This window comes from Pseudomonas syringae group sp. 243L2 (assembly GCF_032587875.1).
Lineage (GTDB): Bacteria > Pseudomonadota > Gammaproteobacteria > Pseudomonadales > Pseudomonadaceae > Aquipseudomonas > Aquipseudomonas amygdali.
On the sequence record NZ_JAWHPL010000040.1, the window covers coordinates 737664 to 762745 of the forward strand.

The 25082-nt window shown below is 60.7% G+C and carries 23 protein-coding genes; 7 read left to right on the plus strand and 16 right to left on the minus strand.

The window, feature by feature from the left end:
* Nucleotides 1-62: 62 nt before the first annotated feature.
* Both RYB66_RS26300 and RYB66_RS26305 read left to right on the plus strand, forming a co-directional pair.
* On the plus strand, nucleotides 63-866 hold the full coding sequence (locus RYB66_RS26300) for an AraC family transcriptional regulator (RefSeq protein ID WP_044295522.1): 804 nt from the start codon (nucleotides 63-65) through the stop codon (nucleotides 864-866).
* 244 nt (nucleotides 867-1110) lie between these two features.
* On the plus strand, nucleotides 1111-2007 hold the full coding sequence (locus RYB66_RS26305; RefSeq protein WP_002555533.1) for a PA4780 family RIO1-like protein kinase: 897 nt from the start codon (nucleotides 1111-1113) through the stop codon (nucleotides 2005-2007).
* Nucleotides 2008-2178: 171 nt separating this feature from the next.
* Here the strand turns inward: RYB66_RS26305 and cueR are convergent, their stop codons facing one another.
* From cueR to RYB66_RS26320, 3 genes are all read right to left on the minus strand, one after another.
* The gene (gene cueR, locus RYB66_RS26310; RefSeq protein ID WP_005742930.1) at nucleotides 2179-2577 is read right to left on the minus strand and encodes a Cu(I)-responsive transcriptional regulator; all 399 of its coding nucleotides are present in this window, start codon (nucleotides 2575-2577) and stop codon (nucleotides 2179-2181) included.
* Nucleotides 2574-4772, minus strand: a complete 2199-nt coding sequence (locus RYB66_RS26315; protein WP_316895862.1) for a heavy metal translocating P-type ATPase — start codon at nucleotides 4770-4772, stop codon at nucleotides 2574-2576. Before RYB66_RS26315 ends, cueR begins: the two co-directional genes overlap by 4 nt.
* Before the next feature lie 69 nt (nucleotides 4773-4841).
* Nucleotides 4842-5222 carry a hypothetical protein gene (locus tag RYB66_RS26320; protein ID WP_044295517.1) on the minus strand — a complete coding sequence of 127 codons (381 nt, stop codon included), beginning with the start codon at nucleotides 5220-5222 and terminating at the stop codon, nucleotides 4842-4844.
* Nucleotides 5223-5368: 146 nt separating this feature from the next.
* Between RYB66_RS26320 and RYB66_RS26325 the strand changes: the two genes are divergently transcribed.
* Both RYB66_RS26325 and RYB66_RS26330 read left to right on the plus strand, forming a co-directional pair.
* Nucleotides 5369-5566 carry a heavy-metal-associated domain-containing protein gene (locus RYB66_RS26325; protein ID WP_004659353.1) on the plus strand — a complete coding sequence of 66 codons (198 nt, stop codon included), beginning with the start codon at nucleotides 5369-5371 and terminating at the stop codon, nucleotides 5564-5566.
* 137 nt (nucleotides 5567-5703) lie between these two features.
* Nucleotides 5704-6900: a multidrug effflux MFS transporter gene (locus tag RYB66_RS26330; protein ID WP_005742926.1), complete on the plus strand. Its 1197-nt coding sequence runs from the start codon at nucleotides 5704-5706 to the stop codon at nucleotides 6898-6900.
* A 54-nt stretch (nucleotides 6901-6954) separates the two neighbouring features.
* Here the strand turns inward: RYB66_RS26330 and RYB66_RS26335 are convergent, their stop codons facing one another.
* Nucleotides 6955-7968, minus strand: coding sequence for a zinc-binding alcohol dehydrogenase family protein (locus RYB66_RS26335; RefSeq protein ID WP_005778965.1), 1014 nt, complete (start codon nucleotides 7966-7968; stop codon nucleotides 6955-6957).
* 112 nt (nucleotides 7969-8080) lie between these two features.
* On the opposite strand from RYB66_RS26335, the gene RYB66_RS26340 reads away from it, so the two are divergent.
* Both RYB66_RS26340 and RYB66_RS26345 read left to right on the plus strand, forming a co-directional pair.
* A complete protein-coding gene (locus tag RYB66_RS26340) occupies nucleotides 8081-9004 on the plus strand; it encodes a LysR family transcriptional regulator (RefSeq protein WP_005742924.1) in 924 nt (307 codons plus the stop codon).
* 436 nt (nucleotides 9005-9440) lie between these two features.
* On the plus strand, nucleotides 9441-10133 hold the full coding sequence (locus RYB66_RS26345; RefSeq protein WP_005742923.1) for an ArsR/SmtB family transcription factor: 693 nt from the start codon (nucleotides 9441-9443) through the stop codon (nucleotides 10131-10133).
* A gap of 131 nt (nucleotides 10134-10264) precedes the next feature.
* Here the strand turns inward: RYB66_RS26345 and RYB66_RS26350 are convergent, their stop codons facing one another.
* The 7 genes from RYB66_RS26350 to RYB66_RS26380 all read right to left on the minus strand — a co-directional run bounded on the left by RYB66_RS26350 (nucleotide 10265) and on the right by RYB66_RS26380 (nucleotide 17387).
* The gene (locus RYB66_RS26350; RefSeq protein ID WP_005742922.1) at nucleotides 10265-11218 is read right to left on the minus strand and encodes an adenosine deaminase; all 954 of its coding nucleotides are present in this window, start codon (nucleotides 11216-11218) and stop codon (nucleotides 10265-10267) included.
* Between the two features lie 78 nt (nucleotides 11219-11296).
* A complete protein-coding gene (locus RYB66_RS26355; protein ID WP_005731181.1) occupies nucleotides 11297-12262 on the minus strand; it encodes a 2-oxoglutarate and iron-dependent oxygenase domain-containing protein in 966 nt (321 codons plus the stop codon).
* 75 nt (nucleotides 12263-12337) lie between these two features.
* A complete protein-coding gene (locus RYB66_RS26360; protein ID WP_003366477.1) occupies nucleotides 12338-13432 on the minus strand; it encodes a BMP family ABC transporter substrate-binding protein in 1095 nt (364 codons plus the stop codon).
* Between the two features lie 283 nt (nucleotides 13433-13715).
* Nucleotides 13716-14507, minus strand: coding sequence for a Fe(3+) dicitrate ABC transporter ATP-binding protein FecE (gene fecE, locus RYB66_RS26365; protein ID WP_016980654.1), 792 nt, complete (start codon nucleotides 14505-14507; stop codon nucleotides 13716-13718).
* A gap of 4 nt (nucleotides 14508-14511) precedes the next feature.
* A complete protein-coding gene (locus RYB66_RS26370) occupies nucleotides 14512-15480 on the minus strand; it encodes a FecCD family ABC transporter permease (protein WP_316895866.1) in 969 nt (322 codons plus the stop codon).
* On the minus strand, nucleotides 15477-16466 hold the full coding sequence (gene fecC / locus RYB66_RS26375) for an iron-dicitrate ABC transporter permease FecC (protein WP_002555519.1): 990 nt from the start codon (nucleotides 16464-16466) through the stop codon (nucleotides 15477-15479). Before fecC ends, RYB66_RS26370 begins: the two co-directional genes overlap by 4 nt.
* Nucleotides 16467-17387 (minus strand): Fe(3+) dicitrate ABC transporter substrate-binding protein FecB, encoded by a 921-nt coding sequence (locus RYB66_RS26380; protein ID WP_003431850.1) that lies wholly within the window; start codon nucleotides 17385-17387, stop codon nucleotides 16467-16469.
* A 265-nt stretch (nucleotides 17388-17652) separates the two neighbouring features.
* Between RYB66_RS26380 and RYB66_RS26385 the strand changes: the two genes are divergently transcribed.
* On the plus strand, nucleotides 17653-18750 hold the full coding sequence (locus tag RYB66_RS26385; protein WP_004659338.1) for a calcium:proton antiporter: 1098 nt from the start codon (nucleotides 17653-17655) through the stop codon (nucleotides 18748-18750).
* Between the two features lie 110 nt (nucleotides 18751-18860).
* Here RYB66_RS26385 and RYB66_RS26390 read toward each other — a convergent pair whose 3' ends face one another.
* The 5 genes from RYB66_RS26390 to RYB66_RS26410 form a co-directional block, all read right to left on the minus strand.
* The gene (locus tag RYB66_RS26390; protein ID WP_316895868.1) at nucleotides 18861-20216 is read right to left on the minus strand and encodes an 8-oxoguanine deaminase; all 1356 of its coding nucleotides are present in this window, start codon (nucleotides 20214-20216) and stop codon (nucleotides 18861-18863) included.
* A gap of 123 nt (nucleotides 20217-20339) precedes the next feature.
* Nucleotides 20340-21029, minus strand: coding sequence for an SDR family oxidoreductase (locus RYB66_RS26395; RefSeq protein WP_005742916.1), 690 nt, complete (start codon nucleotides 21027-21029; stop codon nucleotides 20340-20342).
* 242 nt (nucleotides 21030-21271) lie between these two features.
* Nucleotides 21272-22198 (minus strand): ABC transporter permease, encoded by a 927-nt coding sequence (locus RYB66_RS26400; protein WP_316895893.1) that lies wholly within the window; start codon nucleotides 22196-22198, stop codon nucleotides 21272-21274.
* Nucleotides 22198-23298, minus strand: a complete 1101-nt coding sequence (locus RYB66_RS26405) for an ABC transporter permease (RefSeq protein ID WP_316895870.1) — start codon at nucleotides 23296-23298, stop codon at nucleotides 22198-22200. The genes RYB66_RS26400 and RYB66_RS26405 overlap by 1 nt, the downstream gene beginning before the upstream one ends.
* A gap of 11 nt (nucleotides 23299-23309) precedes the next feature.
* Complete coding sequence (locus RYB66_RS26410) at nucleotides 23310-24863, minus strand: ABC transporter ATP-binding protein (RefSeq protein ID WP_316895873.1); 1554 nt, start codon at nucleotides 24861-24863, stop codon at nucleotides 23310-23312.
* Nucleotides 24864-25082 lie beyond the last annotated feature (219 nt).

Below are 25082 nucleotides of genomic sequence, written 5' to 3' on the forward strand. Positions count from 1 at the left end.
AACAAGGATGTGCGCAGGCTACTCTGTTGCGCCATATCCGTCTTGCGACATAAGGCCATAAGATGCCGACTAACGGACAGATCGATATGCGACATCCCACTGGCGAGCGGCAGATACCGGCACTGTCCGGTCTGCCGCGCCCGCTGTATGCCCGCGCTGAAAGCCTCAGTGCCGGTTCGTGGACGCCGCCCCATCGTCACGACTGGGTGCAGTTTTCCTATGCGATCAGCGGGGTGCTGGGTGTGCACACCGCCGAGGGCAGTTTTTTTGCACCGCCACAGTGGGGCGTCTGGGTGCCGGCCGGGCTTGAACACGAGGTCGTGACCTCCATGCGTGCCGAAATGCGCAGCCTGTACATTCGCACGGCTGATTCGGGCTGGGCACCACAGCGTTGCCGGGTGCTGGAAGTCACGCCGCTGGCCCGCGAACTGATCAAGAGCTTCTGCCTGTTACCCGTGGACTATCCCGAGCAGGACAGCCATGAGGCGCGGCTGGTGCAGGTATTGCTGGACCAGTTGGCGCACTTGCCGGAAGTCGGTTTTTCGCTGCCGTTGCCGCGTCACCCGCGTTTGCTGGGGCTATGCAACGAGCTGATCGAAGAACCCGGCCAGTTGATTACCCTGCACGACTGGGCGGCACGTCTTGGCACATCCGAGAAAACCCTGATGCGCCTGTTTCAGCGGGAAACCGGATTGAGCTTTCGCGGCTGGCGGCAGCGGGCACGGTTACTGTCCTCACTTTCTGCACTGGAAGAGGGCGCCAGTGTGACGCATACCGCGCTGGCCTGTGGGTATGACTCGACGTCGGCTTTCATCGCTGCGTTCAAGGGCTTGTTCGGGTATACGCCCGGTGATTTGTTCAAGTAACGCCAGGTTGTATTGCGTACTAACGAGTATATCTAGCGTAGATTTTTCGGGCTTTACACGTTTTGTCCCCGAATATCTTTTATCGCCTGTACGGCACGAAAGGTGCTTTAAACCGGGGGATTGCGTGGTTTTTGCTTAAAAAACCTTTCAATCCACTGGCCCCTACCCCTACTCGCTGGCGGAGGATTGCCGTATAACGGCAACAATCGCGTATCTGGCAACAAAGGACCCACAATAAAAGCTGATGAAAACTCCTAAACGCATTGAACCCCTGATCGAAGACGGTCTGGTCGACGAGGTGCTGCGCCCGCTCATGAGTGGTAAAGAGGCAGCTGTTTATGTGGTGCGCTGTGGCAATGAGCTGCGGTGTGCCAAGGTTTACAAGGAGGCTAACAAACGCAGTTTCCGTCAGGCGGCCGAGTATCAGGAAGGCCGCAAGGTACGCAACAGTCGCCAGGCCCGGGCCATGGCCAAGGGCTCGAAGTTCGGGCGCAAGGAAACCGAAGACGCCTGGCAGAACGCCGAAGTGGCTGCACTGTTTCGTCTGGCCAGCGCGGGTGTCCGGGTGCCCAAGCCGTACGACTTCCTGGAAGGCGTACTGCTCATGGAACTGGTGGCCGACGAGTATGGCGACGCTGCGCCGCGTCTGAACGATGTGGTGCTGGAGCCGGATCAGGCACGCGAGTATCACGCGTTCCTGATCGAGCAGATCGTGCTGATGCTGTGTTCCGGTCTGGTGCACGGTGACCTTTCCGAGTTCAACGTGCTGCTGGCACCGTCCGGCCCGGTCATCATCGACTTGCCGCAAGCAGTCGACGCCGCGGGCAACAACCACGCGTTCAGCATGCTGGAGCGTGACGTTGGCAACATGGCGCTGTACTTCGGCCGCTTCGCGCCGGAGCTCAGAAAGACCAAATACGCCAAGGAAATGTGGTCGTACTACGAGGCTGGCACTTTGTCGCCCGCCACGGTGTTGACTGGTGAGTTCGACGAGCCGGAGGACGAAGCCGATGTGGGCGGCGTACTGCGCGAAATCGAAGCCGCCCGTCTCGACGAAGCTCGCCGTCAGGCAGCTCGTGCGGCAGACGATGCGCCACCGAGCAAATCCACCGAAGAACCACCGCCGCCGTGGATGCAGTAAAAACTGACTGACTCTCGTGCAATGCTCTGCGTCGCCGTGTGACGCAGAGCGTCACGAACTGCATTCCGACGCTGGAGCGTGCGGAACGATGATCTCAACTATCGTGCGACGCTCTGCGTCGCATGCAGTTCTGGACGCTCTGCGTCCGCTCTTGAGCGGCAGGCATCCCAATCAACAACACCCTCCTGACGCCAGGTCCTTGAGGATCGGGCAGTCCGGGCGGTCGTCGCCGTGGCAGTGTTCTACCAGTTCCTGAAGCGTATCGCGCAGGCTGGCCAGTTCGTCGATCTTCTGATTCAGCTGCACGATATGCTGGCGGGCCAGCGCCTTGACGTCGGCGCTGGCGCGTTGGCGGTCTTGCCAGAGGGTCAGCAGTTTGCCGACTTCCTCCAGCGAGAACCCCAGGTCTCTCGAGCGTTTGATGAACGCCAGTGTGTGTAAATCGTCGGCGCTGTACAGGCGATAGCCACTGTCGCTGCGATGTGCCGCTTGCAGCAGACCGATGGACTCGTAGTAGCGGATCATCTTCGCGCTCAAACCACTGCTTTTCGCCGCCTGACCGATGTTCATGGCGTGTCCTCCAGATCACGTGGTTTCCAGGTTTTCAGCAGCAGCGCATTGCTCACCACGCTGACACTGGACAGCGCCATGGCCGCGCCAGCCAGTACCGGGTTGAGGTAGCCCAGCGCCGCGAGGGGAATACCGATCAGGTTGTAGACGAATGCCCAGAACAGGTTCTGGCGGATCTTTGCGTAGGTCCGTCGGCTGATGTCCAGCGCCGCTGGAACCAGTCGCGGGTCGCCGCGCATCAAGGTGATGCCTGCTGCATGCATCGCGACGTCCGTTCCGCCGCCCATCGCAATACCCACATCCGCAGCCGCCAGCGCCGGTGCATCGTTGATGCCGTCACCGACCATGGCAACCACATGATGGTTTTTCAGCTGGGTGACGGTGGCCGCCTTGTCGGCAGGCAGCACTTCGGCATGTACATCGTGTATCCCCAAGGTCTTGGCGACTACTTGAGCGCTGCCACGGTTATCGCCGGTCAGCAGATGGCTGGTAATGCCGCGTGCGTTCAGCGCCCTGATCGCCTGATCCGTTCCGGGCTTGAGTGTGTCACCAAAGGCAAACATGCCGATGACCTTCGGCTCCGGGGCCTGCTCGATCAGCCAGGACAGCGTTCGCCCTTCGGCTTCCCAGATACGCGCAGATTCGGCCAGTTCGCCGATGGGCAGGCCGCTTTCATCCAGTAGGCGTCGATTGCCCAGCGCCAGCTCCCGGCCCTGAACGGTGCCCGCTATGCCCCGGCCGCTGAGGGCATGGCTGTTTTCGGCTGCATCGAGCTTGAGTTGCCATTCATGACACACATCGAGCACCGCCCTGGCCAATGGGTGTTCACTGCCGCGTTGCAGTGCGCCCGCCAGTTGCAACAGGTGTTCTTCATTGCCCGACACCGCACTCATGTTGGTGATGCGCGGCGTGCCTGCGGTCAGCGTGCCTGTCTTGTCGAATACCACGGCATCCACAGCGTGGGCGCGCTCCAGTGCCTCTGCATCCTTGATCAGAATGCCGTAGCGCGCCGCCACGCCGGTTCCGGCCATGATCGCTGTAGGTGTCGCAAGGCCCAGAGAGCAGGGGCAGGCAATCACCAATACGGCGACCGCATTGATCAGCGCCACTTCAAGCGAGGCTCCAGCCAGCAGCCAGCCTGCCAGCGTGAAAAAGGCAATCCCCAGTACAGTGGGTACAAACACCTGGCTGACTTTATCCACCAGTTTCTGGATCGGGGCCTTGCCCGCCTGAGCGTCTTCGACCAGCCGAATGATGCGCGCCAGCACTGTTTCCGCGCCCAGCGCTGTAGTTCTCACCAGCAACTGGCCCTCGCCGTTGATGGCCCCGCCCGTGATCTTGTCACCCGTCTGCTTGGCCACCGGCAGGCTTTCACCGGTAATCAGCGCTTCGTCAGCATGGCTGCTGCCTTCGACCACTTCGCCGTCCACAGGAAACCGTTCGCCAGGTTTGACCAGCACTTGATCGCCAAGCTGCAGTGAGCTGATCGCGACGTCCTGTGCGAGGCCGTCGACCACGCGCAGGGCGCGTTCCGGGCGTAGTGCCTCGAGGGCACGAATGGCGCTGGCCGTCTGACGCTTGGCGCGGCTTTCCAGGTATTTGCCCAACAGCACCAGCGCGATAACCACCGCCGATGCTTCGAAATACAGATGCGGCGTGGTGCCGGGTGCAGCACTCAGCCATTGGTAGACGCTCAAGCCGTAGCCCGCGCTGGTGCCGATGGCGACCAGCAGGTCCATATTGCCTGCGCCCGCGCGTACGGCCTTCCAGGCAGCCAGATAAAAACGCGCCCCCAGAACGAATTGCACCGGTGTCGCCAGTGCGAATTGCGCCCAGGCGGGCAGCATCCAGTGAACGCCCAGCGGCGTCAGTAACATTGGCGCGATCAACGGCAGTGCCAGCGCGATGGCCAACAGCAGGGCCCATCGTTCGTTATGCAGGTGGCGTGCTTTCTGGTCAGCTTCGGCGTGGCGATCCTCAACCAGCGTTGCGCTGTAGCCGGCACGGCTGACGGCGTCGATCAGGGTTTGCGGATCGGTCTGTGCTGCGGTGTCTACATGGGCGCGCTCATTGGCCAGGTTGACCGTCACGCTGTTGACCCCCGGCACTTTGGCCAGAGCACGCTCGACCCGACCCGCACAACTGGCGCAGGTCATGCCGCTGATCGGCAGGTCGAAGGTGGTGGTTTGTTGCATGTGAATCACTCCCTGAGGCTGGATACCTGCAAGGATCAACCTTGCCACATGGGCAAGGTCAAGCGCGAATCAATAGTTGAGGTCGGCTTTCTTGAGGTACATGCCGTTCAGGTCCGCGGCGATACGGTATTTGATGATATCGCCCGAGCGGAGCTGGATCTTGGTGCTGCGCGGCGCTTCCATTCCCGGTTCGCAGCCCACCACGGTACCCCGCAGGGTGCTCAGTCTTATCGACACTTCACCGGGAGGCAGGTTGAAAGACACCGAGTCCTCCTGAAAAAGCCTTCCGGCCAGACGGTCCTGCACATAGATGCCGATCTCACAGGAGGTCGCGACTTCCAGGCGCTCTCGGGAAATGATCAGGATGCCGTAATCCTGATCGGCCTGAGTGGCGGGTGCGATAGCCAAGAAACCGAGAATGCTGAAGAGGCTCACTGCTGACCAGCGCATCGCTGATACTCCTGATGTAAACGTTGATGAGTCAGCTTGGCTCACGATCAGCTCGAATACCAGCCCGGCAGCGATAACAGAAACTTGACCTTGCCACGATGACAAGGTTGAAGATGCTCGCTATCCATCAATAAGGGAGTGACACCATGCAGTTATTCAATGTTCAAGGCATGACCTGCGGGCACTGTGTTCGCGCGGTGACTCAAGCGATCAAGAACGACGACCCAGGCGCTGATGTTCAGGTTGAACTGGCCAGCAAGCAGGTGAAGGTACAAAGCAGTCTGTCACCCGAGCAGATCGTCAGGTTGATCAGCGAAGAGGGTTATCAGGCGCAGCCGGCATGACGCGGGTCAGGGAGACCGGAGCGGTCTCCCTGTCTGTAAACTTTGAAAAGTTTTGAATTAATTACCCTGTCCTTCGTTCTCTGCAAGGTAAGCCGGTTAGACTAACCCGTTGCCCTGCACCCGTTAATGGACACCCGATGAATCTACGCACAATCCTTATCCTTGGCTCATTGAGTGCCTTCGGCCCTCTGGCCATCGACTTTTATCTTCCTGGCTTTCCGGCCATGGCCTCGTATTTCGGGACCGACGAAAAACATATTCAGTTGACCCTCGCGGCTTACTTTCTCGGGCTTTCCCTGGGACAACTGGCCTATGGTCCGGTGGCTGACCGGTTCGGCCGGCGCATTCCGCTGCTGTTCGGCGTTACCTTGTTCATGCTCGCCTCGATAGCCTGCGCCTTTGCGCCGAGCCTTGAATGGCTGATTGGTGCGCGCTTCGTTCAGGCGTTGGGCGGCTGTGCCGGGATGGTGTTGTCGCGGGCAATCGTCAGTGACAAGTGCAATGCCGTCGAGTCGGCCAAGGTCTTTTCACAACTGATGCTGGTCATGGGCCTGGCTCCGATTCTGGCACCCATGCTTGGCGGAGTACTGGTCAGCACCTTTGGCTGGCAATCGATCTTTGTCAGCCTGGCGCTTTTCAGTGGTGCCTGCCTGGCGGCGGTTGCACTGGGGCTGCCGGAAAGCATGCCCGCCAGCACGCCTCGTCAGCCGTTGAGTGGCGCATTTCGCCAGTACGTCAACCTGCTGCAGGACCGCGTCTTCATCGGCCATGCCCTGACGGGCGGCATTGCCATGGCCGGAATGTTCGCTTACGTCGCCGGGTCGCCGTTCGTGTTCATCAAGCTGTACGGCGTACCGGCCGAGCATTATGGCTGGCTGTTCGGGATGAACGCGGCGGGTTTCATTCTGGTCGCGCAGATCAATGCGCGTCTGCTGCGCAAGACGGGGCCGGCATTTTTGCTGTCACGAACGGTCTGGATCTATCTGACCGCGGCGCTGGTGTTGCTGGCGATCAGCTTGCTGCGCACCGAAGCGCTTTGGCCGCTGCTGGTGCCATTGTTCATTTGCGTGGCAAGCCTTGGGTGCATCATCCCCAATGCGTCAGCCTGCGCGATGAGCGGCCAGTGGGCGCGTGCGGGCAGTGCCTCGGCGCTGCTGGGTTGTCTGCAATTCAGTGTTGCCGCCATCGCCGCCAGCCTAGTGGGCTTGTTGCATGACGGCACGGCCACACCCATGGCGTTGGTTATCAGCCTGTGCGGTGTGCTGACAGTCGGCCTTTCGGTACTGACACGCCGTGCGCAAGGCACGCGGGATGCACAGGCGAAGCCTGTCTGATTCGGCGCAACGGTTGTGTCAGTCACGCGATGCGCTGACACAACCATATCGCGTTCAGAACCCTTCCAGTACAACCTTGCCCTTGGCCTTGCCACTTTCCAGCAGGGCATGAGCGCGGCGCAGATTCTCTGCGTTGATGCTGCCGAAGTGCTCACCAAAGGTGGTTTTCAGCGTTCCGGCGTCGATCAGCTCGGCCACCCGGTTGAGCAGGTTGTGCTGTTCGATCATGTCCTCGGTTTCGAACATCGACCGCGTGTACATGAACTCCCAGTGCAGCGACAGGCTCTTGCGCTTGAGCTTCGACACATCCAGTGACTTGGGATCGTCGATCAGCGCCAGCTTGCCCTGTGGCTTGAGCGCCTCGACCAACTGGTCCAGATGCTGTTCGGTCTGGGTCAGGCTGGCCACATGGGTCACCTGGTTCAGGCCGACGCGCTTCAGTTCTTCGCTCAACGGCTTGCTGTGGTTCAGCACTTCGTGTGCGCCCAGTTCGCGGACCCAGCTTTCGGTCTCAGGCCGGGAAGCGGTGCCGATGACCTTCAGGGTGGTCAGCTGACGTGCCAACTGGGTAAGGATCGAACCTACACCGCCCGCTGCACCGACGATCAGCAGGCTGTGCGAGCCTTCGCCTTTTTGCTGAGCGATCTGCAGGCGCTCGAACAACAGCTCCCAGGCAGTGATCGCCGTCAACGGCAACGCGGCTGCGTGGGCAAAGCTCAGGGTTTTTGGCATATGCCCGACAATACGCTCGTCGACCACATGCAGTTCGCTGTTGCCACCCGGCCGGGTCAGGGAGCCGGCATAGAACACCTTGTCACCCGGCTTGAACAGCGTGACCTGGCTACCCACCGCTTTCACGACACCTGCCACATCCCAGCCCAGCACCTTGGGAGCGCCGTCCTCGGGCTGGACGTTCTGGCGAATTTTGGTGTCCACCGGGTTGACGGAGATGGCCTTGACCTCTACCAGCAGATCACGAGCGCCAGCCACCGGTTCAGGCAGTTCGATGTCCTGCAATGACAGTGCGTCGCTGATCGGCAGCGAGTGGTAATACGCGATTGCTTTCATGACGGGCCTCTTCGGAAAAAATGATGAAGAGATCATTGGCTATTTCCAGTAAAGATAAAACCCGCTAAAACGGCAGGCTCTTTCAATTTTATTTTGATAATACGAGGCATTGATGTTGCGTTTTGACGACTTGCAGTTGTTCGTTCGTGCAGCGGACCTGGGCAGTCTTTCTGCCGCAGCGCGGGTGATGGACATGTCTGCGGCGGTTGCCAGCGCGGCGCTCAAACGTATTGAACGGCAATTGGGTGCGCGCTTGCTGGCACGTTCGACGCGCAGCCTGCGTCTGACCGCCGAAGGCGAGGGGTTTCTGGAGTATGCTCGCGCTGCACTTGGCAGTCTGGAAGAAGGGCGGCGCCTGCTGGCCAGCAGCCAGGACCGTTGTGAGGGCGTGTTGCAACTCTCGGCACCGTCGGATCTGGGACGTAACGTACTCTTGCCCTGGCTCGACGAATTTCAGCAGCAACATCCGCAACTGACCGTGCGCCTGTTGCTGGATGATCGTATTGCCGACCTGTTCCGCCAGCCGGTCGATGTGGCGCTGCGTTACGGCGAGCCGGAGGATTCAAGCCTGGTCGCATTGCCGGTGTTGCCTGACAACCGGCGGGTGTTGTGTGCCGCGCCGAGTTACCTGCAGCGTCATGGCGAACCGCAGCAGGTTGAGCAACTGGCGCAGCATAACTGCCTGTTGTTCATGCTCGGTGATCGTGTGCATGACCGCTGGACGCTGAATGATGGCAAGCGCGAAATCAGCCTGACGGTCAGCGGCAACCGGTTCAGTGACGACGCAGATGTAGTGCGCCGCTGGGCAGTAGCGGGCGAAGGTGTGGCGTACAAATCCTGGCTGGACGTTGCCGCAGATGTACGGGCCGGGCACCTGAAAGTACTGATGCCTGATTTGATCGGCGAGCGAGCGCCGCTGAACCTGTTATGCGCCCACCGGGCGCAGCTCAGCAAGCCGGTCATTCTGTTGCTGGAAATGCTCAGGTCACGTTGTAAGCAACAGGCTGTAGGTCCGTCGCCCGTTGGTTTGTTTTAATAGCCACGTCCGGGTAGGAAATAACCTTCGGAAGTGTCGGAAAATATAATATTTGAAAGTGTTTCAACGGTGCAAAGTTTCAACTCTCAGGCGAAGTTAAAACTGACTGTTGTTGAGTGGTTTTGGCGGTTTTGTCATGGGTATTACGCTTGTTTTTTCAATCTCTTTTTGAAGTAATGGTCGGAACCCCTTTGCTAGAGGGGGTTTGCCGTTAAGGCAGGAAGATCTTCCTGCCGATCGGGCGAGAGAGAAACGTGGGTTTTTTCGAGCTGTTGTACAACAACAGTTTGTACGAATCGTTTTTCGCCCACTGGGGCCGAAGGGCATAGAGTTTATACTTGTCATTTCATATAAGAACCACGTTCAACTCTACCGAGGCGTGATTGCTTTCACCCAGTCATCACGATAGATGAATGTTTCAACAGGGAGTGAACACATGGAATACGGACCTTGCATCAGCCAGATCGCAACATTGCTGGCCGACCCCAAGCGCAGCGCAATGATCTGGGCACTGATGGATGGTACTGCTCGTCCTGCCGATGAGTTGGCGATTTTGGCGGGACTCTCGACTTCTTCTGCAGGCGCGCACCTGGCGCGTCTGACCAGCGGCGGTTTGTTGAAACAGGAGGCGCGGGGTCGCAAGCGCTTCTTTCGCCTCGCCGCGCCGGAAGTGGGGGCCGCTGTAGAAGCTCTGGCCTGTGCCTCGCTGGCCAGTGCCGAACAGATCAGCCGCAGGTTTGCTCAGCCTATGCCGCCGTTGCCGCTACGCCGTGCAAGAATCTGCTCCGATCATCTGGGCGGCGAAATGGCCGCCGAGCTTTATCAGCGCCTTCTGGAGGCGGGCTGGATAGAACAGCAAGAGAAGCGTGTCGAGGTCACGAGCAAGGGTATGGCCAGTTTTGCCGAGCGCGGTATTTACATACCGGCGCTGGCACAGCGCAAGCGTGAAACGGTATGTGCCTGCCCGAAATGGAATGATCGCAACCCGCACCTTGGCGGCGCGCTGGGGGCAGGGCTGCTGCAGTTATTCTTCCAAATGGGCTGGCTGCGCACCACCGAGGAGCCCAGCACCTTGCAGGTCTCCTCCAGTGGGCAGCGGGAAATCAGCAAGATCGCGGCGGCGGCTTGACGGGAACCGCAGGTGTGGCTTGCCCCACCACTATCGTGTCACTGCTCCGCTTTTGCATGCCGTTCCGGACGCTTCGCGTCCTGTTGCGACGCGGAGCGTGAGGAACGATGGGGGAGCCGCTCAATCACTCCCTAGGGCTTGACCAGTCGTGCATCCAGGCTGTTTTGTGCCAAGCGTTTTGCCTGATCTTCAGTCATGCCCAGGTGGGTGTACAGCGCATGGAAGTTTTCGGTCACGTAGCCTCCGAAGTAGGCCGGGTCGTCCGAGTTGACGGTGACCTTCACGCCACGCTCGAGCATGTCGAGGATGTTGTGCTGGGCCATGTCGTCGAACACACAAAGCTTGGTGTTGGACAGCGGGCAGACGGTCAACGGGATCTGTTCGTCGATGATGCGCTGCATCAGTCGCTCGTCTTCAATGGCGCGTACACCGTGGTCGATGCGCTCGATCTTCAGCAGGTCCAGTGCTTCCCAGATGTATTCCGGCGGGCCTTCTTCTCCGGCGTGGGCGACGGTCAGGAAGCCCTCGTTGCGGGCGCGATCAAATACGCGCTGGAACTTGCTTGGCGGGTGGCCCATCTCGGAGCTATCGAGGCCCACGGCGACGAACGCATCACGGAACGGCAGCGCCTGATCGAGGGTTTTTTCGGCTTCTTCCTGGGACAGGTGACGCAGGAAGCTCAGGATCAGACCGCTGTCGACGCCCAGCTTCGACTTGCCGTCTTTCAGCGCACCGGTAATCCCGGCCAGCACCACTTCAAACGGGATGCCCCGGTCAGTGTGGGTTTGCGGATCGAAGAACGGTTCGGTGTGGATAACGTTCTGTTCCTTGCAGCGCAGCAGGTAAGCCCAGGTCAGGTCGTAGAAGTCCTGCTCTGTGCGCAAAACGTCCGCACCGCGGTAATACAGATCAAGGAATTCCTGCAGGTTGTTGAAGGCATAGGCCTTGCGCAGGGTTTCGACGTCATTCCACGGCAGGGCAATTTTGTTGCGCTCTGCCAGGGCGAACAGCAACTCGGGTTCCAGCGAACCTTCGAGGTGCAAGTGCAGTTCTGCCTTGGGCAGGGCGTTCAACCAGTCGTACATATTCTTTTCTCATCAGGTGCAGATCGCGGGCATTCTACAGATGCACGTCGCTGCGCAGGGTAAAACCTGACCGAACGTTCAACTTGCCTCCTGATCGCGGCGGTAAGCATAGGTATCAGCAAAGCGCGACAGCAGAAACTCGGCGCAGGTTGTAACAGGATAGCGCGCTGGCTGGCTTTCGCTCTGGCAACCGGGCAGGCATTCAATACGCGTGTCGGGATGCGGTTCGGCGAAAAACGGCATCGAATAGCGGTCGACGCCAAGCGGGCTGATAACCCGGTGCGGCGTGGACAGATAACGGTCGTTGCTCCAGCGCGCCATCATGTCGCCGAGATTGACCACGAACGTACCGTCAATCGGCGGTGCGTCGATCCATTCGCCCCGCACGTCGCGCACCTGCAAGCCGCCCGCCGTGTCCTGATACAACAGGGTGATGCAGCCATAATCGGTATGCGCGCCTGCGCCTTGTTGCTCGGCCGAGGTCGCCGTATCACGCGGTGGGTAATGAATCATGCGCAGCACGCTGACCGGGTCCTTGAAGCGCTGATCGAAGAAATCGCGTTCGATGCCCAGCGCCAGGGTCATGGCGCGCAGCAGGGTTTGCGCCAATGCCTGCATGTCCAGGTAATGCTGTTCCATCAGGCTTTCCCAGCCGGGAATGTCCGGGTGCCGATTGGGCCCGCGCAATGGTTTGCCAGCCAGCACGTCGGGATGGCCTGCCTCCAGATGCAGGCCCATGTCGAAGGTTTCCTTCAGGTCACTCGGCAGGCTGGGGTCCAGTTGCTCTGTAGCGATGGCACCGTAGCCACGATGATGGGTGCTTTGCGTGATGTCGATGATGAGCTTTTCGGCTGCCGGACGAGCGAAAAAGTCTTTGGCTGCCGATTGCACCTGCTCGATGCGTTGCGCGCTGATCGGGTGGCCCTTGATATAAAAGAAACCCCATTGCCGACAGGCACTGTCGATCTGCCGGGCGACATCCTGCCAGGCCTCAAGGTCGGTGCCGTAGAGCGGGGCTATGTCGATGACGGGAAGCTGGTCCATTAACGGTCCTGGAAATCATGTGGTGTTCGCTGTCGATGAGCGTGCCCGCCGAAGCAGGCACGAGACGCCAGGCGGTTATTTAGGCAGTTCGGCCTTGATCCCTTCGACGTAATAGTTCATCGACGCCAGCTCAGCGTTGGTTGCAACCACGCCGTCAGCAATTTTCACGGTGCCGTTCTGGTCCTTGATCGGTCCGGTGAACGGGTGGAATTCGCCGCTTTCGATGCTGGCGATGATCTTCTGCGCTTCGGCCTTCACATCGGCAGGCACCACGTCGCTGATCGGCAGCTCGACCGTACCTTCTTTCAGGCCGCCCCAGTAATCCTGTGGTTTCCAGGTGCCTGCGATTGCGCCCTCGGCGGCCTGAATGTAATGCGGGCCCCAGTTGTTGACGATGGAGGTCAGCACTGCTTTCGGTCCAAAGTGAGCCATGTCCGAGGCATAACCGACGGCATACACGCCACGACGCTCGGCGGTCTGGATCGGCGCAGGGCTGTCGGTGTGCTGGAAGACCACATCAACGCCCTGATCGATGAGTGCGTTGGCAGCATCGGCTTCCTTGCCCGGATCGAACCAGGAGTTGACCCACACCACTTTGATCTCGGTGCCCGGGTTGTATTTGTTCAGCGCCAGCTGGATGGCGTCGATGTCGCGCAGCACTTCAGGAATCGGGAACGAGGCGACATAACCGATCTTCTTGGTCTTGGTCATCTTCGCGGCGATGTAGCCGCTCACGTAGCGACCCTCATAGGTACGGGCCAGATACGTGCCCATGTTCTTGTCCTGCTTATAGCCGGTCGCGTGCTCGAACTTCACCTTGGGGAATTGCTTGGCGACTTTCAGAGTGGGGTTCATGTAGCCGAACGAGGTACTGAAAATCAGGTCGTAACCGCCCTTGGCCATGTTGCGGATAACCCGCTCGGCGTCCGCGCCCTCCGGCACGTTTTCCACGTAGCTGCTGGTCACCTTGTCACCCAGCGCCTTGACCATCGCCTGACGGCCCTGTTCATGCTGATAGGTCCAGCCGTGGTCGCCGATGGGGCCGATGTAGACGAATCCGACTTTCAGCGGATCGGCTGCCGAGGCGAGCAGGCTGGAGCCAATGCCGACAACGGCGGCCATGGCACACAGCAGTTTTTTCAGGGGACGACGTGGGTTGGTCAGGTGCATCGGGTCTAGCTCCTTGCGGTCTTGTTGGAGTGCATGCCCGAGCAATGCAAATAACTGACCAACAGGACAACTTACGATGCTGGCGTGCTTCACCCTGTAGCAATAGTGCGTGTGTAGGAGCGGGCTTGTCCGCGAAGGAGGTCGTTCAGACGATGCATTTTCGGAGAATATGCCGACCCTTTCGCGAACAAGTTCGCTCCCACGGCCTTCGGCCAGAATCTAAAACAGACTCGTGTGTAACGCGTAGTGCAGCGAGAAGGTGCAGGTGCGGTGGGCTGCGCCGCTAACTGGTGCAGCGCGTGCTGCGCTCGACAATGCACATCGGCGTACCGGCCACGGGTTCGCGCATGATCTGCACCTGCACATCGAACACCTGGCAGACCAGCTCGGCCGTCAGTACATCGCCCGGCGCGCCGCAGGTCACCAGACGTCCACCCTGCATGACCGCCAGATGGTCGGCATAGCGACAGGCCTGATTGATGTCGTGCAGCACGGTAATCACGGTTTTGCCTTCGGCGCTGAGTTCGCGCATCAGGTCCAGCAGTTCGACCTGATGGCTGATGTCCAGATAGGTGGTGGGCTCGTCGAGCAAGACGATGGCGGCGTCCTGCGCGAGGATCATCGCCAGCCACGCTCGTTGGCGCTGCCCGCCGGAAAGGTCGGACAGCGGCCGGTCGGCCAGGGTTTCCAGCTCCATGCGTTGCAGCGCTTGTTCGACACTGCGCTGATCGGCCCCGCTCAAGCGTCCCCACAGACTGTTGTGCGGACTGCGACCGTACGCCACCAGCTGGCGTACGCTGACGCCTTCCGGAATCGGCAGCACTTGCGGCAGAAAAGCCACCTTGCGCGCCAGCTCGTTGGCCGACAGCTGACGGTAGGCTTTGCCGTCCAGGCTGAGGCTGCCCGATTGCGGGGTGAGAATCCGGGCGAAGGCTTTGAGCAGTGTGGATTTGCCGCAACCGTTGGGGCCGATCAGCGCGGTGACCTGCGCAGGCGGCGGGCTGAATGACAGGTCTTGCACGATCCGCGTCGCGCCGTAGCCGATGTCGAGTTGCTGCGCCTTCAGAATACTCATGGGATCAACCTTTGAATCGGGCCAGCAGCCAGAGGAAATACGGAGCGCCGATCACCGCCGTGAGAATCCCGGCGGGGATCTCGCTGGGTGCGATCAATGTGCGCCCCAGCGTATCGGCCAGCACCAGCAATAACGCGCCCAATATCATGGAGGCGGGCAGCAGGTATTGATGATGACCGCCGACCAGACGGCGTGCCATGTGTGGCGCGACCAGCCCGACAAAACTCACCGGTCCGATGATGCCCACGCCCAGGCTGGTCAACAGCACGGCACTGCTCATCGCCAGCCAGCGCGTACGTTTGAGGCCGGTACCCAGGCTCTGCGCTGCTTCATCGCCCAGGCCGATCAGGTTCAGCGGTTTGGCCAGCAGCAAGCTGAGCGGGATCAGCAGCAGAAGCGGCGAGGCCAGCAACACATGGTGCCAGTTACGGCTCCACAAACTGCCGGTCAGGGCCAGCAGGGCGGTATTGATATCCAGCGGGTTGGACAGAATCAGAAATTCGGTGATGCTCGACAGCGTCACGGCAATCGCTACCCCGGAGAGCGCGAAACGCACGCCAGAGAACTGCACGCCGGTGTTGTACAACGCCAGCAGCAATGCCCCCGCTGCACCGCCCAGACACGCCACAAACGGCAGCGCGGCCACCGGCAATTGCGGCAGGCCGATAATCGCGATGGTCAGCGCCAGCCCTGCGCCCTGGGTCACGCCAAGAATTTCCGGCGAGGCCAGCGGGTTGCGAATCACACCTTGCACGATGGCACCCGCCAGGCCGAACGCGCAGCCGGTCATGATTGCGAGCAGTCCGCGTGGCAGGCGGTGATTCCAGACTTCGAAGTCCTTGCTGTCGTGGGCGATCAGATGATCGAGCACCGCGCCGGGCGTCAGCCAGACGGTGCCCGCGCTGAGGCTCAACAGCAGGGCCAGTACCAGCAACACAATCAGCAACAACAGCCGTGAGCGGGACTGGTTCATAGCGCGCGCCTCGCCAGAAACAGAAAGAACGGCGCGCCAATCAACGCCGTGACCACGCCGGCCGGCGTTTCCACGGGGAATGCCACGGCGCGGCTGATCAGGTCGGAAGCCAGCACGATAGCCGCACCCAGTCCGGCGCTGATCGGGATCAACCAGCGGTAGTCATTGCCCAGCCATTGGCGAGCAATGTTCGGCGCGATCAGGCCGACAAATGCTATCGGCCCCACCGCACAGACGCTGGCGCCGACCAGCAGCAAGCTGACCACGAACACCAGCAGGCGCAAGGCACCGATGCGTACGCCCAGTGAACGGGCAGCGTCTTCGCCGAGGTTGATCAGGTTCAGGCGCGGCGCACAGGCAATCGCCAGCACCAGACCGATCAGCGTGCAAGGCCAGAGCAGTTGCAACTGCGCCGCGCCGACGTTGGCCAGTGAACCGGCCAGCCAGTTGAGGACACTTTGCGCCTGTGCTTCGACAAGAATCACAGTGAGGCGGGTCAAGGCTGCGCACAGCGCGGCGACGGCGACACCCGCCAGCACCAGTCGCCCCTGAGCGGTGGCAGGCGACCATGCGCCGCCAAGACTGAACACTGTGATCCATGCCAACGCACCACCGAGGCAGGTCATCAGCAGCGCGCCACCGGGGAAGGGCAGAGCGACCAGACCTGTGGAAAACAGCGCCAGCCCCAACGCTGCGCCCGCCGTGACGCCAAACAATGACGGGGAGGCCAGACGGTTGCGGGTGATGCCCTGCATCAACGCGCCCGCCACGCCCAGGCAGGCACCGACCAGCGCCGCGCACAAGGCGCGTGGCACGCGCAATTGCGCAACGATATAAGCGATGTTGCCGCCCTCGCGACCCTGCGTGAACAGTCCGTTCCAGGCATCTACCTGACGAATGCTGAACGAAGACAGGGCGAACAGCGACACCCAGAACAGTCCCAGGCAGGTCGCGGTGATCACGCCCGCCATCAGCCAGCGGCGCATTTACGGGTTCAGCACGGCCTTGCCGCCCTTGAGTACGGCAAGCGCATCGTCGGCGATCTGCTCGGACGCCATGATCCCGCGATTGCGCGCCCAGCTGTCGCCATCCACTTCAGCTACCTGCTTGTTACGTACTGCGCCAAGCACCTGCCACAGCGGCTGCTTGCTCCAGCTGTCGACGATGCTCGGGCGACGATAATGACCGACCAGCAACCAGTTCGGGTCCAATGCCAGCAACTGCTCCAGGCTGACGAATTCGGTGGGCGCGGCGTCTTTGCGTACTTCCGGGACCTTCAGACCGATCGCCTGCAACACGCTGCCCGCATAAGAGTGCGGGCCGTGCACCGAGAAGCTGTCTTCGCGGGCGACGCCGAACAGCACGTTGGTGTTGGCCGGAATCTGCTCGGCAACAGTCTTCAGGTGCTGGCGGTTCTCCGCGATCCGCGCCTGCATCTCTGGGCCTTTGCCGAGCGCCACGCCGATCAGCTCGGCAGATTTCAGACTGCCCTGATAATCCTCGCCGCGCGACGGCAGCATCAGTGTTGGTGCCAGGCTGGCCAGATCGTTGTAAAGCGCCTGATGGCGGCCGAGGTCGGCAATGATCAGGTCCGGCTTGAGCCGCGCGATCACTTCTATATTGGGTTGCGAGCGCAGCCCCACGGACTGCCATTCGCCGACGGCCTTGCGCACCTTGGGCAGTACGCGGTTGGCATCGCCATCGTCGGCGGCACCGACCGGCGTCACACCGACCGAAGCCAGTCCGTCGAGAAACGAGAACTCCAGCACCACTACGCGCTTGGGAGTGTCAGGCAGGTGGACTTTGTGTTGGCCGTCATCGATGTCGATAGGCGCGGCCTGGGCGGCGCTGGCCATCAAGGTCAGCAGGCCGCAAGCCAGCAGGTGCGGAAGTCGAAAAGCACGCATGGCGAAGGTCCTTTCTAACAAAGCGGAATCATGAAAACAGGCGCGCCCTGAAGGCCGCGAAGAAAACGGCGGGCGCTATTGTTGAAAACGGCGGGCACTATTTCACATCGTGACGACGGGATCAAAAGTCATTTACGTGTGGGTGCAGTTCTCATTCGGGTCATTTGTTGAAACCTTTTGTCACACACCGCACTCTGAACGGCTTCAATGACAGACACGTTCATGACTATCCGCGGCGATCTGTCGCAAGGGTTTGGAGAAAGTAATGGGCGCTTTGCTCAAGCAAGAAAAGTTTCTACTGCTGGCAATCATTGCCATGTTTGTCGCCTATCCGCTGGAGCATGTGCTGCTGGGCAACGGACAGGTCGTCGCACTGGTTTCCGGGTTGGCGCTGGTCGGCTTCATCGTCTGCGCCTCGATGCGCGTCGCGCACCACGCCGAAATGCTCGCGGAAAAGGTCGGTGACCCCTACGGGACGATGATCCTCACGCTCTCGGCGGTGCTGGTCGAAGTGGTGATTCTGGCGATCATGATGAGCAACGAGCCATCGCCGACGCTGGTGCGGGACACGATTTACTCGGCGGTAATGCTCGACATCAACGGCATCCTTGGCCTGGCCGCGCTGATGGGCGGTATCAAGCACGGCGAGCAGTCCTATAACGATGACTCGGCGCGCACCTATAGCGTGATGATCCTCACCGCCATGGGCGTGTCGATGGTGGTGCCCGAGTTCATCCCCAAAGGCGACTGGAAGATCTATTCGGCGTTCACCATTGGCGCGATGATTCTGCTCTACACGCTGTTCCTGCGCATGCAGGTCGGGCCGCACAGTTACTTTTTCAGCTACAGCTATCCGGAAAAGAAAAAACGCCAGGGCTCGGATCAGGCTGAACAGCATGCAGAGCCGGTCAACCTGACCCGCTCGATTGTCACATTGGTCACCGGTGTGGTGGTGATTGGCGCGCTGGCTGAAGTGATGTCCAAGACGGTCGACCTGGGCCTGGAAGGGACGGGGGCACCGCCAGTGATGACCGCCATTCTGGTGGCCGCCATTTCCGCTGCACCGGAGATTCTGACCGCCCTGCGCGCGGCACTCGCCAACCGCATGCAGTCAGTGGTCAACATCGCTTTGGGTGCATCGTTGTCCACCGTGATTCTGACGGTTCCGGTCATGGAAGCGATGGCGCTTTACAGCGGCCAGCCGTTCCAGATGGCCATGACGCCGGTGCAGACCGTGATGATCTTCATCACCCTGCTGGTGTCCGCCATCAACCTCAACGACGGCGAAACCAACGCCATCGAAGGCATGACCCACTTCGTGCTGTTCGCGACGTTCATCATGCTGTCGTGCCTGGGGCTTTAGGGCCTATTGCCTATCGCCCCACGCTCTGCGTCGCAAGAGGACGCAGAGCGTCTTGAACGGCATGCCGACGCGGAGCGTCGCACGATAGTTGAGATTATCGCCCCGCACGTTCAGCCCCGAATCAACTCCCGCGCGGCCTGGCTGTGATCGGCAATCAACTGCTTGATATCCAGGCCTTCAACCTGCCCGTCAATCACTCGCCACTGACCGCCAACCATCACTCGGTCGGCACGGTCAGCGCCGCACAGCAACAGCGCCGAGAGCGGATCATGGCTGCCGGAAAAACGCAGTTCGTCCAGCTTGAACAGCGCCAGATCGGCCTGTTTACCCACCGCCAGCTCACCGATATCGGTACGTCCCAGTAATTGCGCTGACCCCTTGGTGGCCCAGCCCAGCACGAGCTGCGGAGTGATTTTTTCGGCGCCGTAGCGCAGGCGTTGCAGGTAAAGCGCCTGGCGGGTTTCCAGGATCATGTTCGATGCATCGTTGGACGCCGAACCATCGACCCCGAGCCCCAGCGGCGCGCCGGCAGCGATCAGCTCCAGCGTCGGGCAGATGCCAGAGGCCAGGCGCATGTTCGAGCTTGGGCAATGACAGACGCCGGTGCCCGCAGCGCCGAGGCGGGCAATCTCGTCGGGGTTGAAATGAATGCCGTGGGCCAGCCAGGTGCGCGGGCCGAGCCAGCCGACGCTGTCCAGATAATCCACGGTGCGCAGGCCGAAGCGTTGCAGGCAGAAGTCCTCTTCGTCGAGGGTTTCAGCCAGATGCGTGTGCAGGCGCACGTCGAGTTTTTCGGCCATGGCCGCACTCTCGGCCATGATCTGCGGCGTGACCGAAAACGGCGAGCAGGGTGCCAGCGCGATCTGGATCTGCGCACCATCGCCGCGCTCGTGATAGGTCTCGATCAGGCGCTGACTGTCGGCTAGAATCACCTCGCCCTGCTGCACGGTTTGCTGTGGCGGCAAACCTCCGTCGGCTTCACCAAGGCTCATCGAACCACGCGTCAACATTGCGCGCATACCCAGCTCGCGAACGCTTTGCACCTGAACATCGATGGCGTGTTCCAGCCCGTCGGGGAACAGGTAGTGATGGTCAGCAGCCGTTGTGCAACCCGACAGCAGCAATTCAGCCAGCGCCACCTTGCTGGCGACCGCGAGCTTCTCTGGCGTCAGGCGCGCCCACACCGGGTACAGGGTTTTCAGCCACGGGAATAATGGCTGGTTGACCACCGGTGCCCAGGCGCGGGTGAGGGTTTGGTAGAAGTGATGATGCGTGTTGATCAGCCCCGGCAGCAGCACATGCTCGCGGGCATCGAATGTCTGTGTGCAGGGTGTCGACGGTTGTTGTCCGGCGGCCAGCACTTCAGTGATGACGCCGCCTTCGATCACCAGACCGCCACGGGCGTCCAGGTCATTGGCAGTGAACACGGCAAGGGGATTTTTCAACCAGATACGGATCGCAGGCATGGGCCGGCTCCTCTGAAAGACAGGTTCAGGTTAGCCAGCTCAGTGTTGCCCTGTCTGCTGATCCAGGGTCGCCGGGGTCAGGTGCGCCCCGGCGAAGGACGGCGATTCTAGTCGAGCAGCCGATTACCAGGCAATCGTCTTGCCCTGGTAATCGATGAAGTGATGGCCGCCCTTGCCTGCGTAGGCATTGAGCTGTTCGACAAGCCCGGTGGTGCTGGTCATGACGTCGATGGCGGCATTTTCGCCGCCCATGTCGGTCTTCACCCAACCCGGATGCATCGACAGCACGGTAGGACGGTTCTCGCCCAGCTCGGTGACAAAGGTATTGGTCATCGAATTGAGTGCAGCCTTGCTGGCCTTGTACAGCGCAAGGTTTGCGCCGTCCGGGCAAGTGACGCTGCCCAGCCACGAACTCATGAACGCCAGGACGCCCGTGCCGGGACGGATTTGCTCAACGAAGCGCTCGGCCAGACGAATCGGCGCTACAGCGTTGGTCAGGAACAACTGCCCAAGCTCGGCGGCGGTCGACTTTGCCGCGCTCTGGTGTTGCGCACCGGTAATCCCGGCATTGACGAACAGCACGTCGAACACCTCGCCACGCAGCTTCTGGACCAGCACTTCCAGCGAAGCAGGTTCGTCCAGATCCACCGCTTCGATGCGCACGCCTTCTACCGCTTTGAGGTTTTCGGCGTTCTGCGGATCACGCACCGTGGCGGTGACCTGCCAGCCCTGTTCGGTCAAGCGCTGCACCAGCCCGAGCCCGAGGCCACGCGAAGCACCGATAATGAGGGCGGTTTTCTTGGTAGTGGTCATGAATGATTCCTTGGCAAATTGAGAGACAGACTCCATGGCAGCGCCAGCAGGACCTCTCGAAAGTTTCGACCCCGCAGCGTACTACTGCCTATGCAGTGTTGGAATCTCCATGAGCCGGAAACGTTCAAGGTAGATGTCTGACGCTGAGCATCGGCGCGATAGTCGGGATTATCGTTCCTCACGCTCCAGCGTGGGAATGCCGTTCATGACGCTCTGCGTCAACCATCTGCGCCGCTAGCTCCTCAATGACCCGCCCGCCACGGCTGGCCCAGCGATACCGGCGCATACAGCCGGGTGCGCAGGGCGTCGCGGGAGAGCAGGACGAGGACGATGATGGTGGCGAGGTAAGGCAGCATCGCCAGCAGGTTGGACGGGATGGCCAGGCCGATGCCTTGCGCGACCAGGTGCAGGATGCTGGCGAGGCCGAACAGGTACGCACCGAGCAGTAGACGCCACACGCGCCAGCTGGCGAACACCACCAGCGCCAAGGCTATCCAGCCGCGTCCTGCGCTCATGTTTTCCGCCCACATCGGCGTATAGGCCAGCGACAGGTAAGCCCCGGCCAGCCCAGCCATTGCGCCGCCGAACAGCACGGCCAACGTGCGTACACGCAACACTGGCAAGCCCATGGCGCTGGCCGCATCGGGATTTTCGCCGACCGCCTGGATAATCAGCCCGACGCGGCTTTTCAGCAGCGCCCAGGCGACCAGCGCAAACAGCGCAAAGGACAGGTAGACGAGCAGGTCCTGGGCAAACAGCATGCGGCCGATCAGCGGAATGTCACTCAGCAGCGGGATGGCCACCGGTTCAAAACCACTCAATGGCTTGCCGACCCAAGCGGCACCGACGAAGCTGGAAAGGCCGACACCGAAGATGGTCAGCGCCAGCCCGGTCGCGACCTGATTGGCGTTGAACACCAGCGCCACCAGCGCAAACAGTGCCGACAGCAGCATGCCAGCGAGCATCGCCAGCAGCACGCCCAGCCATAGATTGCCGGTACTCAGGGCGATGATGAAACCGATCACCGCGCCAAACAGCATCATGCCTTCCTGACCCAGGTTGATGACGCCGCTTTTTTCGCAGATCAGTTCGCCCAGCGCCACCAGCATCAAGGGGGTTCCGCAGCGGACCATGGCATAGAAAATGTTGCTCAGCAGGTCGATATCCATCATGCGGCTCCTGTGACGGCTGTCATCTGGCGCTTGGCCCAGTGCAGTTTCAACCGTGGGCGATAGAGAATCAGCACATCACAGGCCAGCAGGAAGAACAGCATCATCCCCTGAAACAATTGCGTGATTGCCAAGGGCAGGTTCAAGGTCATTTGTGCGCTTTCACCACCCAGGTACAGCAGGGCGATCAACAGGCTGGAGAACAGAATGCCAATGGGGTTGAGGCGGCCGAGAAAGGCCACGGTGATCGCGGCATAGCCGTAACCTGGCGAGACCTGCGGCACCAGTTGACCGATCGGCCCTGTCACTTCCGATACGCCGGCCAGCCCGGCCAGCGCGCCACTGATCAACAGTGCGAGCCAGACCAGGCGTTTCTCTCGAAAGCCGACAAACCCGGCAGCACGCTTGTCCAGGCCCAGCACCTTGATCTGAAAACCGACGAAACTGCGTTGCAGCAGCACCCACACCGCGACCAGCGCAAACAGAGCGAAGTACACGCCGATGTGCGCGCGGCCATCCTCCATCAACAGCGGCAGACGGCTGGCGTCGCCGAAGGTCGCTGACTCCGGGAAGTTCATGCCGGCCGGGTCCTTCAGCGGCCCGTGCACGAAGTACAGCAGCAAGTTGAGGGCGATGTAGTTGAGCATGATGCTGGTGAGGATTTCATTGGCGTTGAAGTGTGTGCGCAGCCAGGCGGTCACGCCCGCCCAAGCCGCGCCGGCGAGGGTGCCGGCCAGCAGCACCATGACCAGTGCCCAACGACTCTCCATCTCGATGATATTCACCGCCACGGCACTGCCTGCCAATGCGCCGAGCAGCAACTGGCCTTCCGCCCCGATGTTCCAGATGCGCGCTTGATACGCGACCGCCAGGCCCAGCGCGCAGAGCAGAATCGGCAAGGTTTTGACCATCAATTCCGACACGCCATACCAGTCGCTGACCGGTGCGATCAGCAAGGTGTGCAGCGTCACCCAAGGGTTGAGCCCCAGGCCGATGAACAGCAGCGAGCCGCAGATCAGTGTCAGGACGGCAGCCAGTAAAGGGGAACACCACAACATGGCGCGCGATTGCTGGCCGCGCGGTTCCAGAGAAAGCAGCATGTTTTGCTCCGTTAACCAGGCACGTGGGCTTGGGTTTGAGAATGATCGAACTGTCCCGCCATCCAGCCGCCGATTTGCACGGTGCTGGTCTGTTCAGTGGGGATCAGGTCGGAAAGCTGGCCGCCGCTCAGGGCGGCGAGTCGGTCGCTGATCTGGAACAACTCGTCCAGGTCTTCGGAAATCACCAGAATGGCTGCCCCCGCGTCACGCAAGGCAATCAATGCCCGGTGAATCGCTGCGGCAGCACCGACATCCACGCCCCAGGTCGGGTGCGCAGCAATCAGCAGTTTGGGGTTTTGCAGGATTTCCCGACCGAGAATGAATTTCTGCAGGTTGCCGCCCGAGAGGCTGCGCGCCGCGGCCTGTGCGTCCGGCGTCTTGACCGCAAAGCGACGGATGATTTCGTCGGCCAGTGCGCGAACCTTGCCGCGCTGGATCAAGCCGTTGCTCACCAGTCCTTGCTGGAAAGCGGTCAGCAGAGCGTTGTCGGCCAGGCTGAGTTCAGGCACTGCACCATGCCCCAGACGCTCTGCCGGAACGAACGCCAGCCCACGCTTGCGGCGGGCGTCGGGGCGCAGGTCGCCGACCGGGGTGTCTTTGAAGCGCAGGGTCGTCGCCTGGGCATGAGGCAGTGTCTGTTCGCCACTCAGCAGCGCCAGCAATTCATCCTGACCATTGCCGGCAACGCCCGCGATGCCGACGATTTCGCCGCTGCGTACTTCCAGGCTCAGGTCTTTCAGTGAGCAACCGAACGGGTCCGGGTTGTGCCAGGACAGCTTGTCGATGCGCAGAAAGGCTTCGCTGCCGCTGACTTTGTCGTAGTGCGCGGTCAAGCCTTCGGCATCACCGACCATCAAGCGCGCCAGCTCCAGATCGGAGCATTCAGCCGGGATACAGTGCCCGGATACCTTACCGTTGCGCAGAACGGTTGCGCTGTGACACAAGGCACGAACCTCGCCCAGCTTGTGACTGATAAACAGAATGCTGCAGCCTTCTGCGGCCAGATGCCTGAGGGTCACGAACAGCTCTTCGGCTTCCTGGGGTGTGAGCACAGAGGTGGGCTCGTCGAGGATCAACAGACGAATGTCCTGCATCAGGCAGCGAATGATTTCGACTTTCTGCCGCTCGCCAATCGACAGGCTATGGATCAGGCGCTGAGGCTCCACTGCCATGCCGTAGCGTTGCGAAACCTCGCGAATGCGCGGTTCCAGTTGTTTGGGCGTGCCTGCCGCAGCGCCCATAGCCAAGGCGATGTTTTGCGCGACGCTGAGGGTTTCGAACAGCGAGAAATGCTGGAACACCATGCCGATCCCCAGGCTTCTTGCCTGTGCCGGATTGCGCATGGTCTGCACCTGGCCTTGCCAGATGATCGACCCGGCGTCGGGCTGCGTCACGCCATAGATGATCTTCATCAGCGTGCTTTTGCCGGCACCGTTCTCTCCCAGCAGGGCATGAATCTCGCCGGGCTGAATCGTCAGGTCGACAGCGTCGTTGGCCAGGCAGCCGGGATACCGTTTAGTGATGTGGCGCAGTTGTAGACGCGCAGGTATCGCGTGGTTTGACATGAAAGGCTCGAAGGCAGAAGTGGGTCGCTTGTGGATAAAGCAAAATCCTGGCCAAGGAGTCAGGATTCCTGTCCTGTGCGTTCAATCAAGGTTGAGTAAGGTGTTTTCGACATTCATGGCCGTGCAGTGACGACCTGACGCGATCATTTCGGCACCAGTTCGGGGCGCGCTGGCGGAGCGAGGGGCAAATGTGGCTCTTTGATTTGAGTGAAAAATGTA